We start from the raw sequence: 16,343 nt of genomic DNA, 5'->3' as shown, positions 1-16,343 counted from the left end.
TTCTTTTCCGCTCGTGGATTCCGGTGGGGCCGCCCGGGCCGGCCGGACGGCCCCACCGGTGGCTCAGTCGAGGTCGAGATCGAGGTCACTGTCGATGAACTCGAAGAGGTCTTCGTCCGCGGCGGCTTCCAATCCGTCGGGGAAGCCCTCGGACCCGGTGAGTCCCGCGGAGCCCCCGGCGAGCTTGTTGAGCAGCGCCTCCAGCCGGACCGTCAGCCGCGACCGACGCTCCTCGTCCGCCCCGATCTCCTCGACCGCCGCTTCCAAGGCCTCCAGCGACGACAGCTCGGCCCGGGGCATCTCCGCGGACAGCCGCTCCACCAGGTGCCCGGCGATCGCGACCGGAGTCGGATAGTCGAAGACCAAGGTCGTGGACAGCCGCAACCCGGTGGCCGTACCGAGACGGTTGCGCAGCTCGACGGCGGAGAGCGAGTCGAAGCCCATGTCCATCAGACCACGCTCGGTGGCCACGGCGGCAGGCGACGTGTGGCCGAGGACGCCCGCCACCTGACCGCGCACCAACTCGACCAGGAGACGGTGACGCTCGCCCTCGTCCACGCCCGACAGCCGCTGCCGTAGCTCGGCCCCGGCGTCCACGGACGCGGCGGGCGCGGCGGAGGCGGAGGCCGCCGCGGGTCCCGCGGCCGGCACCAGCCCCCGGTAGAGCGGGGGAAGGTTCCCCGCCGTGGCACGGCGCCGCAACGCCGCCGGATCCAGGCGTACGGGCACCGGCACCGCCATGTCGAGGGCGAGCGCCGCATCGAACAGCTCCAGCCCTTCGGACGATCCGATCGGCATGACACCCTCACGCCCGAGCCGGGCCCGCTCGGCCGGGGCCAGGACCCGCGTGAGGTCACTCTCCTCCTCCCACAGGCCCCAGGCCAGCGAGGTTCCCGGCAGGCCGAGCGCCCGGCGGTGGGCGGCCAGGGCGTCCAGGTAGGTGTTGGCGGCGGCGTAGTTCGCCTGGCCCGCGTTGCCCAGGACACCGGCGAAGGAGGAGTACAGCACGAAGGCGGCCAGGTCCTCGTCCTGGGTGAGCCGGTGCAGGTGCCAGGCGGCGTCCACCTTGGCGCGCAGCACGCCGTCCAGGCTCTCCGGGCTGAGGGAGGCCACCGTGCCGTCGTCGGTCGTGCCGGCGGTGTGGATCACGGCGGTGAGGGGGTGTTCGGTGGGGATGTTGGAGAGGAGGTTGGTGAGGGCGTCGGGGTTGGTGACGTCGCAGGCGGTGATGGTGGTGTGGGCGCCGAGTGTGGTGAGTTCGTCGGTGAGTTGAGCTGCTCCGTCTGCGGTGGGTCCGCGGCGGCTGGCCAGGAGGAGGTGGCGGGTGCCGTGGGTGGTGACCAGGTGGCGGGCGAGCAGTGTTCCGAGTGCTCCAGTGCCGCCGGTGATCAGTACGGTGCCGTTGGGGTCCAGTACCGGGGCTTCTGCGATGGTGGGTTCGGTTCGTGCCAGGCGTGGTACGAGGAGTTCGCCGTTGCGGAGGGCGAGTTGGGGTTCACCGGTGGTCAGTGCCGCCGAGATCAGTTCGGCTGACGGGGTTTCGGTGTCCGCGTCGAGGTCGAGCAGGACGAACCGGTCCGGGTGCTCGGACTGCGCGGACCGCACCAGACCCCACACGGGAGAGGCGTCCAGGCCGGCCACACCGTCCTTGCCCCGAGCCGCCACCGCCTCGCGGGTGACACACACCAGGCGCGCCGTGTCCCCCCGGTCTTCCGCCAGCCATCGCTGTACGGCTCCCAGGGCGTCCTGAGCACTACGGTGCGCGGCCACAAAGCCCGTGGCCTCCGTACCGAAATCGAAGAACTCCACGACATGCTCCGGCGCGGCCGCGGCGGCCCCCGGTACAGCCGGCACCCAGTCCACCGCGAACAACGCGTCGCGGTGGCCCACGGCGGACGAGCGCAACTGCGCCGGGTCGAACGGGCGCAGAACCAGGGACTCCACCGAGACGACCGGCGCGCCCTTGGCGTCCGTCAGCGTCAGGGCCACGGAGTCCGCCGACGACGGCGCGACCCTCAGCCGGACCGCCGTGGCGCCGGTGGCGTGCAGCCGCACACCGCTCCACGCGAACGGCAGCCGAAGGCTGTCGCTGTCGTCACCGGCACCGTCGCCGGTACCGGCATTGGTTGCGGGGCGCAGCCCCAGCGGATGCAGAGCCGCGTCCAGGAGCGCCGGATGGACCGCGAACCGTGCCTCCTCGCCGCGCACCGCCTCCGGGAGCCTCACCTCGGCGAACAGTTCGTCGTCGGCACGCCAGACGGCCGTCACACCACGGAACCCGGGACCGTAGTTCTGCCCGCGCGCTCCCAGCCGCTCGTACAGCTCTTCCACCGGTACCTGCTCCGCCCCGGCCGGCGGCCAGGAACCACCCGCAACGGGAACCTCCCGCTCCCCGGGCTCCGACCGCCGCAGGCTGCCGACCGCATGCCGGACCCAGGCCGCGCCGGCCGCGTCCTGGCCACCAGGCCGGGAATGGACGGTCAGCCGTCGGTGGCCCGCGTCGTCGGCCTCGCTCAGCAGCAACTGCACGTGAACCGGGGAGCGGTCGGGCACGACCAGCGGCGCCTCAAGGGTGAGTTCGTCCAGTACGGCATGACCGGTACGGGCTCCGACACACAAGGCCAGATCCACGTAGGCGCTCCCGGGAAGCACGGCCGCGCCATGCACGGTGTGCTCGGCCAGCCAGGGGTGACTGCGCAGGGACAGCTTGCCGGTGAAGAGATGTTCGCGGGTGTCCACGAGTTCCAGGTCGGCACCGAGAAGCGGGTGATCGGTGGAGTCGAGCCCGAAGTCGGTGGCTTCGCCGGACGTTTCGGTGGCGGTGAGCCAGTGGTGTTGGTTTTGGAAGGGGTAGGTGGGGAGGTCGGGGTGGGGGGTGGTGTTCGGGTAGAGGTGCTGCCAGTCAGGGGTGGCGGTGTTGGTGGTGTGGAGGTGGGCGAGGGTGGTGGTGAGGGTCTGAGACTCAGGCTGGTTCTTGCGCAGGGAGGGAATGGAGACTGCGTCGGGGTGGGTGTGCTGGGTGTGGGTGGTGAGGCTGGTGTCCGGGCCGATCTCCAGGTAGGCGGTGGCGCCGTGCTCGTGGAGGGCGGTGAGGGCGTCGTGGAAGCGGACGGTGTTGCGGGCGTGGTCGGTCCAGTAGTCGGGGTGGGCGAGGTCGTGGTGGGTGGCGGGTTTGCCGGTGAGGGTGGAGATGAGGGGGAGTGTTGCGGGGTGGAAGTCCAGGCTCTGGGTGACGGTGCGCAGGTCGTCGAGCATGGGTTGCATGTGGGGGAGTGGAAGGCGTGGCTGACGGTGAGCTGCCGGGTACGGATGCCGCGCTCTTCGCACTCGCCCTGAAGCACGGTCAAGGCGTTCTGGTCGCCCGACAGAACCACCGAGTGCGAGCTGTTGACGGCGGCGAGCGCGACGACTCCTCGGCGGCCTCCAGCAGCGGCTGGACGGTCTGCTGGTCGGCTTGTGCGGCCAGCATCGCACCGCCGCTGGGCAGCGCTTGCATCAGCCGTCCGCGCTGGACGGCCAGGCGCGCAGCGTGCGACAGGCTGAGGATGCCGGCGGCGTGGGCCGCGGCGATTTCTCCGATGGAGTGCCCGGTGACGTAATCCGGCCGGACCCCGAAGTGCTCCCAGAGCCGGAACAGCGCGGTCTGGAGCGCGAAGAGGGCAGGCTGCGCGTACTCCGTACGCTTCAGCGCCTCAGCATCACCCAGTACCTCGTGCAGTGAGCAGCCCAGCCCCTCTGCCTGCAAGGCGGCATCAACCTCATCGAACGCGTCGGCGTAGGCCGGGTACGCGGTGTAGAGCTGCGTCCCCATGTCTGCCCGCTGGCTCCCCTGCCCCGAGAACAGAAAGGCGATACGGGTTTCGTCTCCCGCACTGTCGGCGTGCCCGTGGACCACATGGGCCGCGTCCTCGCCCCGGGCGATGGCCGCCAGCCCGCTGAGGAAGTCCTGCCGCTGCTCGGCGACGACCGCCGCCCGGTGGGCGAAGTGCGTACGGGTCGTCGCCAGCGCCAGTCCTACCTGTGCCGGGCGGAGGTCCGGCTGGGCCGTGACCAGGTCGAGCAGCCGCGCGGCCTGGTCCCGCAACGCGCCCTCGCTCTTCCCCGACAGAACCCAAGGCACCACACCAGTGGTTTCCTCGGCCTGCGCCACGGCAGGCGCTTCCGGTGTCTGTTCCAGGATGAGGTGGGCGTTGGTGCCACCGATACCGAAGGAGGAGACGGCGGCGCGGCGGGGCCGGTCCTCGGCGGCGGGCCACGGGGTGTTGTCCGTCAGCAGAGAGACTGCTCCGGTGGTCCAGTCCACGTGCGGGCTGGGTTCGCCGGCGTGCAGGGTCTTGGGCAGCACGCCGTGGTGCATGGCCATGACCATCTTGATGACGCCGGCGACGCCCGCCGCGGCCTGGGTGTGTCCGATGTTGGACTTCAGCGAGCCCAGCCGGAGCGCCTGGTCGTTGGTCCGCCCCTGTCCGTACGTGGCGAGGAGAGCCTGAGCTTCTATGGGATCGCCGAGCGTGGTCCCCGTACCGTGCGCCTCGACGGCGTCCACATCGCCCGGCTGGAGACGGGCACTGGCGAGCGCCTGACGGATGACACGTTCCTGGGACGGTCCGTTGGGCGCGGTCAGTCCGTTGCTGGCACCGTCCTGGTTGACGGCGCTGCCACGGATCGTGGCCAGCACGCGGTGGCCGTTGCGCCGCGCGTCCGAGAGGCGTTCGAGAGCGAGCATGCCGACGCCTTCGCCCCATGCGGTGCCGTCGGCGTCGGCGGAGAAGGGCTTGCAGCGGCCGTCGGGAGCCAGCCCCCGCTGGCGGCTGAATTCGATGAAGGTGGTTGGTGTGGCCATCACGGTCACACCACCGGCGAGGGCGAGGGTGCACTCGCCGTTGCGCAGTGCCTGGGCCGCCAGGTGCATGGCCACCAGGGACGAGGAACAGGCCGTGTCCACCGTCACCGCCGGGCCCTCCAGGCCCAGGGTGTAGGCCACCCGGCCCGAGGCCACGCTCCCCGCGCTGCCGCTGGTGAGGTAGCCCTCCAGCTCGGCCGGCAGGTGACGGAGCCTCGACGCGTAGTCGCTGTACATGACGCCGGTGAAGACGCCGGTGGGAGAGCTGTGCAGGGTGGTGGGGTCTATGCCGGCGCGTTCGAGGGTTTCCCAGGCGGTCTGGAGCAGGAGGCGCTGTTGGGGGTCGGTGGCGAGGGCTTCGCGGGGGCTGAGGCCGAAGAATTCGGCGTCGAACGACGCGGCGTCGTGGAGGAAGCCACCACGGCGGGTGTAGCTCTTGCCTGCCTGGGCGGGGTCGGGATCGTAGAGGGCGTCGACATTCCAGTCGCGGTTGTCGGGGAAGTCGGTGGTGGCATCGGTGCCGTTGGCGACCAGGTGCCAGAGGTCTTCGGGGAGGCGACGTCGCCGGGGTAGTGGCAGGCCATGCCGACGATGACGATGGGGTCATCGGCATCGTCACCGAATGCGGTGGTGGCAGGTGTGACGACGGGGGCGGCTGTCGTTCCGGTGAGCTGGTCGTGGAGGTGGGCGGCGAGAGCGTGGGTGGTGGGGTGGTCGAAGACGAGGGTTGCGGGCAGCTTGAGGCCGGTGACGGTGTTGAGACGGTTACGCAGCTCCACCGCCATCAACGAGTCAAAACCCAGCGACTTGAATTCCCGGTCGGTCTCGACGGAGCGAGACGTGTCATGGCCGAGAACTCCGGCCACGGCATCGCGGACAAGTTCCGTCACGACGCTCCGCTGCCGGTCCGTCGGCAGGGCGGCCAGGCGTTGGAGCAATGAGGGCTCGTCGGACCGGACTGTCCGGGCAGGGGCGCGTACCAGTCCCCGGAACAGGCTCGGGACGCCGTCCGTACGCTTCCGGAGTCCGGCCGTGTCCAGACGGGCGGGTACGAGTACCGGAAGGTCCGAGCCGAGCGCGGCGTCGAAGAGGGCGAGGCCCTCCGCCGCGTCGAACGGGGCGATGCCCAGCCGCTCCAGACGCGCCAGGTCTCCGGTGCCCAGTTCGCCGGCCATACCATCGGCCGTGTCCCACATGCCCCAGGCGAGCGAAGTGGCGGGCAGCCCCTGGGCCCTGCGACGAGCGGCGAGACCGTCGAGGTAGGCGTTGGCGGCGGCGTAGTTGGCCTGACCCGAGGTGCCCAGGGTGCCTGCCACGGAGGAGTAGAGGACGAAGGCGGCCAGGTCCTCGTTCTGGGTGAGCTGGTGCAGGTGCCAGGCGGCGTCGGCCTTGGCGCGCAGCACGGTGTCGAGCCGCTCGGGCGTCAGGGAACCCAGCGCCCCGTCGTCGGTCGTGCCGGCGGTGTGGATCACGGCGGTGAGGGGGTGTTCGGTGGGGATGTTGGAGAGGAGGTTGGTGAGGGCGTCGGGGTTGGTGACGTCGCAGGTGGTGATGGTGGTGTGGGCGCCGAGTGTGGTGAGTTCGTGGGTGAGTTGTGCGGCTCCGTCTGCGGTGGGTCCGCGGCGGCTGGCCAGGAGGAGGTGGCGGGTGCCGTGGGCGGTTACCAGGTGGCGGGCGAGCAGTGTTCCGAGTGCTCCGGTGCCGCCGGTGATCAGTACGGTGCCGTTGGGGTTGAGCGCCGGGGTGTGGGTGGTGGTGGGTTCGGTTCGTGCCAGGCGTGGTACGAGGAATCCGCCCTTGCGGAGGGCAAGTTGGGGTTCACCGGTGTCCAGTGCCGCCGAGATCAGTTCGGCTGACGGGGTGTCGGTGTCCGCGTCGAGGTCGAGCAGGACGAACCGGTCCGGGTGCTCGGACTGCGCGGACCGCACCAGACCCCACACCGACGCGGCGACCGGATCGACGGCCTCACACGTCACCGCATCCCGCGTCACCACGACCAGTGGCTGAGGGACCTCCCGTTCCAGGTGCTCCTGGACGGTGGCGAGCGTCCGGCCGAGGACCGAGGACAGCTCACCGGGGTGCCCGGTGCCGGACGCGCACTCCGCGACATACACGGTGGCGTCGTTCGCCGTGCCGGCCGACGGCATGGGAATCGTCTGCCAGTCCAGCCGGAACAGGGAGTCACGCAGACCGAGGCCGGCGGTCAGACGCCGGGGATCCGTGGCGCGTACCGACAGGGAGGCCGCAGACAGCACCGGCCTGCCGGAGTCGTCGGTGATCTCCACGGCCATGCTGTCGTTCCCGGCCGGAGTCAGCCGGGCCCGCAGCGCGGTGGCCCCGGTGCGGTGCAAGGTGACGCCGGACCAGGCCAGCGGCAGCCGCAGGAGCGTGTCGTCCGCCAGATCGAGACCGGCCAGGGCGATCGGGTGCAGCGCCGAGTCCAACAGGGCGGGGTGCAGGGCAAAACCGCTCGCTCCGTCCTCTGTGGGAAGCCGCAGCTCCGCGAACGTCGTGTCACCCAGTCGCCACGCGGCGGACAGGCCCTGGAAGGTGGGGCCGTAGTCGTAACCATGACTGGCCAGCCGCTGGTACGCCGAGTCGAGGCCGACGGGAACGGCCCCCGCGGGCGGCCAGGACGCCCCGACCGACTCGGGCGCGGTGGCCGAGGCAGCGGGCGCAAGGACACCAGCGGCGTTCAACAGCCATTCGGTGCCTTCCCCTGCCGCGAGTACAGCTGGATCGCCCGTGTTCCCGATGCGTCCTCGCTACCCGCGACCAACTGGACGTCGACGGTGACGCCCTCGGGGAGAGCCATCGGAGATTCCAGGGTCAGGTCCTGCACCACTGGCGTGTCCAGCCGCGCTCCGGCCAGCAGCATGAGTTCCAGTACGGCCGTACCGGGGAGGAGGGGCATTCCGAGTACCGCGTGGTCGGCGAGCCAGGGATGCGCCGTGGTCGACAGCCGCCCGGTGAAAAGATGCCCTTCTCCACCAGCCAGTTCCACCGCCGCGCCGAGGAGGGGGTGTTCGGCGTCGGTGAGTCCGGCTGCGGTGAGGTTGCCGGGGGTGGTGGGGACAGCGAGCCAGTGGTGTTGGCGTTGGAAGGGGTAGGTGGGGAGGTCGGGGTGGGGGGTGGTGTTCGGGTAGAGGTGCTGCCAGTCGGGGGTGGCGGTGTTGGTGGTGTGGAGGTGGGCGAGGGTGGTGGTGAGGGTGTGGGGTTCGGGTTGGTTCTTGCGGAGGGAGGGAATGGAGACTGCGTCGGGGTGGGTGTGCTGGGTGTGGGTGGTGAGGCTGGTGTCCGGGCCGATCTCCAGGTAGGCGGTGGTGCCGTGTTCGTGGAGGGTGGTGAGGGCGTCGTGGAAGCGGACGGTGTTGCGGGCGTGGTCGGTCCAGTAGTCGGGGTGGGCGAGGTCGTGGTGGGTGGCGGGTTTGCCGGTGAGGGTGGAGATGAGGGGAGGGTTGCGGGGTGGAAGTCCAGGTTCTGGGTGACGGTGCGCAGGTCGTCGAGCATGGGTTGCATGTGGGGGAGTGGAAGGCGTGGCTGACGGTGAGCTGCCGGGTACGGATGCCACGCTCTTGGCACTCGCGTTGAAGCGCGGTCAGGGCGTCTTCATCGCCCGACAGAACCACGGAGTGTGAGCTGTTGACGGCGGCGAGCGCGACGACTCCCTCGGCGGCTTCCAGCAGCGGCTGGACGGTCTGCTGGTCGGTTTGTACGGCGAGCATTCCGCCGCCGCTGGGCAGCTGCTGCATCAGCCGTCCGCGGTGGACGGCCAGGCGCGCAGCGTGCGACAGGCTGAGGATGCCGGCGGCGTGGGCTGCGGCGATTTCTCCGATGGAGTGCCCGGTGACGTAATCCGGCCGTACGCCCAGGTGTTCCCAGAGCCGGAACAGCGCGGTCTGGAGCGCGAAGAGGGCAGGCTGCGCGTACTCCGTACGCTTCAGCGCCTCAGCATCACCCAGTACCTCGTGCAGTGAGCAGCCCAGCCCCTCTGCCTGCAAGGCAGCGCCAACCTCATCGAACGCGGTGGCGTAGGCCGGGTACGCGGTGTAGAGCTGCGTCCCCATGTCTGCCCGCTGGCTCCCCTGCCCCGAGAACAGAAAGGCAAGCTTGGCGGCCCGGCCAGTGGCGTGGCCCTGGACCACATGCCCGGCGGCCTGGCCCTGGGCCAGTGCGTCAAGGCCGGCGAGGAAGTCCTCCCGCTGCTCGGCGACGACCGCCGCCCGGTGGGCGAAGTGCGTACGCGTCGTCGCCAGCGCCAGCCCGACCTGTGCCGGCCGGAGGTCCGGCTGGGCCGTGACCAGGTCACGCAGCCGCGCGGCCTGCTCCTCCAGTGCCTGGTGACTGTCTGCCGACAGGAACCACGGCACCACACCGCCGCCCGCCGACTCGTCCGCGGGCCCTTCGGATTCCACGATTTCGTGCGGCGCGGCTTCCAGGATGAGGTGGGCGTTGGTGCCGCTGATGCCGAAGGAGGAGACGGCGGCGCGGCGGGGCCGGTCCTCCGCCACGGGCCACGGGACGTTGTCCGTCAGCACAGACACTGCTCCCGTGCTCCAGTCCACGTGCGGACTGGGCGCAGCGACATGCAGGGTCTTGGGCAGCACGCCATGACGCATGGCCATGACCATCTTGATGACGCCGGCGACGCCTGCGGCGGCCTGGGTGTGTCCGATGTTGGACTTCAGCGAGCCCAGCCGAAGCGGCTGCTCCTCGGCCCGCTCCTGGCCGTACGTGGCGAGGAGAGCCTGGGCCTCGATCGGGTCGCCGAGCGTGGTCCCCGTACCGTGCGCCTCGACCGCGTCCACATCACCCGGCTGAAGGCGGGCACTGGCCAGGGCCTGACGGATGACGCGTTCCTGGGACGGTCCGTTGGGCGCGGTGAGCCCGTTGCTGGCACCGTCCTGGTTGACGGCGCTGCCGCGAACCGTCGCCAGCACCTGGTGACCGTTGCGCCGCGCGTCCGACAACCGTTCCAGCAGGACCAGGCCCACTCCCTCGGAGAAGCCGGTGCCGTCGGCGTCGGCGGAGAAGGCTTTGCAGCGGCCGTCGGCGGACAAACCGCGCTGGCGGCTGAATTCGATCAGGGTGTTGGGCGTGGCCATCACCGCCACACCGCCCGCCAGAGCCATGGTGCACTCGCCGTTGCGCAGTGCCTGGGCCGCCAGATGCAGGGCCACCAGGGACGAGGAGCACGCGGTGTCGATACTGACCGCGGGGCCCTCCAGCCCCAGGGTGTAGGAGATGCGGCCGGAGGCCACGCTCCCGTAACTGCCGTTGCGCAGGTACCCCTCAAGTTCCTGGGGGACGCTGCTCAGCCGCCCGCCGTAGTCGTTGTACATGATGCCGGTGAAGACGCCGGTGCGGCTTCCGCGCAGTGACTGGGGGACGATGCCGGCGTGTTCGAAAGTCTCCCAGGCAGCCTCCAGCAGAAGGCGCTGCTGGGGGTCGGTGGCGAGGGCTTCGCGGGGGCTGAGGCCGAAGAATTCGGCGTCGAACGCCGCCGCGTCGTGGAGGAATCCGCCGTGCCGCGTGTAGCTCTTGCCTGCCTGGTCGGGGTCCGGGTCGTAAAGGCCGGCCAGATCCCAGCCACGGTTGTCGGGGAAGTCGCCGATGGCGTCGGTGCCGTCGGCGACCAGGCGCCACAGCTCCTCGGGGGAGGAGACGCCTCCGGGGTAGCGGCAGGCCATACCGACGATGACGACGGGATCGTCCGCGTCGACGGCGGTGCCGGCCTGCGCGGTGGTGAACGTGGCGCCGGGCCCCGAGGCTCCGGTGAGCCGTTCGTGGAGGTGGGCGGCGAGAGCGTGGGTGGTGGGGTGGTCGAAGACGAGAGTGGCGGGCAGCTTGAGGCCGGTGACGGTGTTGAGACGGTTACGCAGCTCCACCGCCATCAACGAGTCGAAGCCCAACGACTTGAATGACTGGTCGGCGGTGACCTCGTCGGGCTCACCGAGGCCGAGCGCGGTGGCCACTTCGCGGCGTGTGAAGTCGAGCAGGGCCCGCTCACGCTCGTCCGCCGGGAGCGAGGCCAGCCGCTGGGCCCAGCCGCCGGCTGCCGTACCGGTGTCACCTGCCTGTGCGGCGCGGCGCAGCGGACCACGTACCAGGCCACGGAACACGGCCGGGATTCCGTCCGTCCCGGCCTGGTGCCGAAGTCCGGCCAGGTCCAGCCGAGCCGGGACGAGCAGGGCTTCCCGGCGGGCGAGTGCCGCGTCGAACAGGGCCAGGCCCTCCTCCGAGGGCAGGGGCGCGACGCCCGCGCGGGCCATCCGCGTGACATCCGCCTCCGCCAGGTGCCCGGTCATACCGCTGGGCTCCTCCCACAGGCCCCAGGCGAGCGAGGTGGCAGGCAGCCCCTGGGCCCGGCGGTGGGCGGCGAGGCCGTCGAGGCAGGCGTTGGCGGCGGCGTAGTTGGCCTGGCCCGCGTAACCGATCGTGGCGACGACGGACGAGAACAGCAGGAAGGCGGTCAGACCGCTGTCCCGCGTCAGCTCGTGCAGGTGCCGCGCCGCATCGGCCTTGGCCCGGAGGACGTGGGTCAGCCGCTCCGGAGTCAGGCTGTGGAAGGTGCCGTCGTCCAGCGCTCCCGCAGTGTGGACGACGGCGGTCAGGGGGTGCTCGGCGGGGACGGTGCCGAGGAGGGCGGCGAGGGCGTCGCGGTCGGCGACGTCGCAGGCGGCGATGGTGGGATGGGTGCCGAGGGCGGTGAGTTCGGCGTGGAGGCGGGTGGCGTTGTCGGCGGCGGGCCCGCGCCGGCTGACGAGCAGGAGGTGGCGGACGCCGTGCTCGGTCACCAGGTGGCGGGCGAGGAGGGAGCCCAGACCTCCGGTGCCGCCGGTGATCAGTACGGTGCCGTCGGGGTCCAGTACCGGGGCCTCTGCGGCGGCGGGTTCCGCCCGCGCCAGACGTGGTACGAGGAAGTCGCCACCGCGCAGGGCGAGTTGCGGCTCTCCCGTGGCCAGCGCCGCCGCCAGGACACCGTCATCGACGAGGCCAGCAGCGCTGTCAGCGCTGTCTGTGCTGTCAGCGTTGCCGTCGGTCCGGTCGATGTCCAACAGGACGATACGGCCGGGCTGCTCCGACTGAGCCGATCGCAGCAGCCCCCAGACGGCTGCCGATGAGAGGTCCGTGACGTCCTCCCCGGGCAGCGCGGCAAGGGCGCCACGGGTGGTGACGAGCAGACGGGCATCGGCGAAGCGTGAATCCGCCAACCAGTCCTGGACCGTACGCAACGTGTCGCCGAGGACGGAGTGCAGCTCGCCGCCGGCAAAGCGGAGCACCGTGTCACCGCCTTCACCGCCTTCACCGCCTTCGTCGGCTGCGTGGGCTGAGTCGGCTGCGTCGGCCACGCCCACTTCCCGGAAGGGAGCGGGACCGGTGACCGCCGGAGCCGGGATCGCCGTCCACTCCAACCGGTACAGCGACCGCCCCGCCCCGGCCTCGCGCCCCGCCGCCACCAACTGCTCGGTGGCGACCGGCCGGAGGGTCAGCCGCCTGACGGCGGCCACCGGTTCGCCGGCCGGGTCGTAGGCCGTCATGGAGACCGAGTCCCGGCCCGCGGGAGTGAACGCGACGCGCAGTTCCGTCGCTCCCGCGGCCGGCAGGCGAACGCCGTCCCAGACGAAGGGCAGCAGGGGCCCCTCGTCGGCACCGGTGTCGCGGTCGATCACGGAGTGCAGCGCCGCGTCCAGCAGAGCCGGGTGCATCCCGAACGCACCGGAGCCGGCCCGGAGATCCTCCGCGAGCCGCACTTCCGCGTACACGTCCTCGCCCCGCCGCCACAGGGCGGTGAGTCCCTGGAAGGCCGGTCCGTACTCGTAGCCGCGCACGGCGAGGTGTTCGTAGCGCGAGGTGATGTCGACCGGTACGGCCCCGGGCGGCGGCCAGGAGCCCAGCACATCGGCGGCAGCCGGTTCGCCGGGTACGAGGGTGGCGGTCGCGTGCCGGGTCCACGGCACCGGCTCCGCGCCCGCGCCGGGAGCGCTCGACGCGTCGGGCGCCGGACGCGCGTACACGCGCAGCGCGTGCCGTCCCGAAGAGTCGGCCGGATCCACGGCCAGCTGGAGCTGGACGTCGCCCTGCTCGGGTAGTACCAGCGGCGCTTCGAGCATGAGGTCGTCCACCTGGCCGCAGCCCACCTCCTGGGCCGCGCGCAGGGCCAGCTCCACGAACCCGGTGCCGGGCAGCAGTACCGTACCGGCCACGGCGTGGTCGGCCAGCCAGGGATGAGCGCGCATCGACAGCCGGCCGGTGAGGAGCAGCCCGTCGTCGTCGGCGAGCGACACCAGGGCACCCAGCAGCGGATGGTCCGCGGGGTCGAGCCCGGCGCCCGTCATGTCACCGGACGGTGCCGGAGCGTCGAGCCAGTAACGGCGGCGCTGGAAGGCGTACGTGGGAAGGTCCACCCGTACGGCCGGGCCGGAAGCGCCGGGTACCGCGTTCCAGTCGACCTCGGCGCCGCCGACGAGCACGGTGGCGAGGGAGGCCAGGAGGTCGCGCCAACCACCCTTGTCGCGGCGCAGGGACCCCGTGATCACCGCGGGAGCCCGGTCCGGGGACCCCGTGATCACTGCGGGAGCCCGGTCCGGGACGGAAGCGGAGTCTCCGGCCGCGTCGGCGGCGTGCTCCAGCGTCTCCTGTACGCCCATGGTCAGAACGGGGTGCGGGCTGCTCTCGACGAAGATCCGGTGACCGTCGGCCGCCAGGGCCCGGATCGCCGGCTCGAAGCGCACCGTGCCCCGCAGGTTGCGGTACCAGTAATCGGCGTCCAGTGTCGCGGTGTCGACCGGCTCGCCGGTGAGCGTGGAGTAGAAGGCCACCTCCGACGAACGCGGTGTGATGCCCGCCAGCGCCTGGAGCACCGTTTCGCGGATCTCCTCCACCTGCGCCGAGTGCGAGGCGTAGTCCACGGCTATCGTCTTGGCCCGGACATCGTCGGCCTGGCAGGCCGCCACCAGCTCGGCCAGCGCCGCCTGCTCTCCGGCCACCACGGTGGCCGACGGGCCGTTGACCGCCGCGACCGACAGCCGCTCGCCCCAGCCTGCCAGGCGCGCCTCGGTCTCTTGCAAGGGCAGCGGTACGGAGGCCATGCCGCCCTTCCCGGCCAGTGCCCGGATCGCCTGGCTGCGCAGGGCCACCACCTTGGCCGCGTCACCGAGCGACAGTGCCCCGGCGACGTGGGCCGCGGCGATCTCGCCTTGCGAATGGCCCACCACCGCGTCCGGGACGACGCCCGCCGAACGCCACACCGCCGCCAGCGACACCATCACCGCGAAGAGGGCGGGCTGTACCACGTCCACCCGGTCCAGCCCCGGAGCCCCGGGCGAGCGGCGCAGTACGTCGGTGAGCGACCAGTCCACGTAAGGCGCCAGAGCCTGCTCGCACGCGACGATGCTGTCGGCGAAGACGGGATGGGAGTCCAGCAGCTCCTCCGCCATGCCGTCCCACTGGGACCCCTGCCCGGGGAAGACCAGGACCGTACGGCCCGGGCCCGTCACGCTCCCCTCGACCACACCGGCCGACGAGTCGCCACGGGCGAGTGCGGCCAGTCCGTCGAGGAGTTCCGCATGGTCCTCCCCGATGACGACGGCACGGTGTTCCAGCAGGGCGCGGCCGGCCACCAGGGCGTGCGCGACATCGGCGGGGTGCGGCGGCGGGCCGTCGGCCAGGTACGTGTGCAACCGCCCGGCCTGGGCGCGCAGGGCCGTCTCGTCCTTGGCCGAGAGGACCCATGGCACGGCGCCGGCCGGCCGGGTGATGACCTGCTCAGGAACGTCGGCGGCCTGTTCGAGGATGAGGTGGGCGTTGGTGCCGCTGATGCCGAAGGAGGAGACGGCGGCGCGGCGGGGCCGGTCCTCTCCCGCGTGCCACGGGGCGTGATCGGTCAGCAGAGACACTGCTCCCGTGCTCCAGTCCACGTGCGGGCTGGGCTCGGTGACGTGGAGCGTCTTGGGCAGGGTGGCATGGTGCATCGCCATGACCATCTTGATGACGCCGGCGACGCCTGCGGCGGCCTGGGTGTGCCCGATGTTTGACTTCAGCGAGCCCAGGTGGAGCGGCCGGTCCTCGGGCCGTTCCTGGCCGTACGTGGCGAGGAGAGCCTGAGCCTCGATGGGATCGCCGAGCGTGGTGCCCGTACCGTGTGCCTCGACCGCATCCACATCACCCGGCTGGAGGCGTGCGTTGGCGAGCGCCTGGCGGATGACGCGTTCCTGGGACGGCCCGTTGGGCGCGGTCAGTCCGTTGCTGGCACCGTCCTGGTTGACGGCGCTGCCGCGGATGACGGCGAGGACGGGGTGTCCGTTGCGCTGAGCGTCCGAGAGGCGTTCGAGGACGAGCATGCCGACGCCTTCACCCCACGCGGTGCCGTCGGCGTCGGCGGAGAACGCCTTGCAGCGGCCGTCGGCGGCGAGCCCCCGCTGCCTGCTGAACTCGATGAACATGCCTGGCGACGCCATCACCGCGGCACCGCCCGCAAGGGCCGTACCGCATTCACCGTTGCGCAGCGCCTGGGCCGCCAGATGCAGAGCCACCAGGGACGAGGAGCACGCCGTGTCCACCGTCACCGCCGGGCCCTCCAGCCCCAGGGTGTAGGCCACCCGGCCCGAGGAGACGCTCGCCGTGCTGCCCGTCAGCAGATACCCCTCGTACCCCTCGGCGGACTCGTGCAGCCGGGGCCCGTAGTCCTGCGACATGGCACCGACGAACACGCCCGCCGCGGAACCCCGCAGCGACGACGGGTCGATGCCCGCGCGCTCCAGCGCCTCCCAGGACGTCTCCAGCAGCAGCCGCTGCTGCGGGTCCATGGCGGCGGCTTCGCGCGGGGAGATACCGAAGAACGCCGGGTCGAACTCGTCGGCGTCGTGCAGGAAACCACCGTTACGGGCGTACGTCTTCCCGGGGCGGCCGGGCACCGGGTCGTACAGCTCGTCCACCTTCCAGCCACGGTTCCCGGGCAGGGCCGAGATGGCGTCCCGGCCCTCCTCGACCAAATCCCACAACTCCTCCGGAGAGGTCACCCCACCCGGATAACGGCAGGCCATCCCCACGATGGCGATGGGCTCGGCCACGGAACCCGCGGTGACCGGGCGGTCCGGCCGGGCCGTTTCGCCCGTGAACTCGGCCCGCAGGTGTTCGGCGAGCGCGGCCGGGCTCGGGTAGTCGTAGACGAGTGTCGGCGAGAGCCGCAGCCCGGTGGCGGTGCTCAACCGCTTGTGGAACTCCACCGCGCCCAGCGAGTCGAGCCCGAGTTCCTTGAACGTTTCCCTGGGGCCGAGGCCACCCGGCGTCGTGTGGCCGAGCACCGTCGCCGCGTTCGTGAGCACCAGATCCGACAGGACGCGCTCGCACTCCGCGGACGAGGCACCCGCAAGGCGCTCCGCGAGGGAGAGCTTTCCGGACGACGTGGGGGCGGGGCTAAGGGCTCCCGTCTCTGGCGCGGGGGCGGACTCGGGCGGCGTTACGGGAAGGCCCGTCTTGAGCCAGTGGTGTTGACGTT

At 71.5% G+C, this 16,343-nt stretch carries 1 pseudogene; it reads right to left on the bottom strand.

The features are described from left to right. Window positions 1–63 precede the first annotated feature (63 nt). Window positions 64–16,269: pseudogene (locus ACEXOX_RS07185) on the bottom strand (SDR family NAD(P)-dependent oxidoreductase); the annotation flags it as partial. Window positions 16,270–16,343: the final 74 nt, after the last annotated feature.

The sequence above is a fragment of the Streptomyces sp. Ac-502 genome, from assembly GCF_045222935.1.
Taxonomy (GTDB): Bacteria; Actinomycetota; Actinomycetes; order Streptomycetales; family Streptomycetaceae; genus Streptomyces; species Streptomyces monomycini.
The sequence above is the reverse complement of the archived record's forward strand: the minus strand, read 5'-3'. Positions and strand labels throughout refer to the sequence as shown.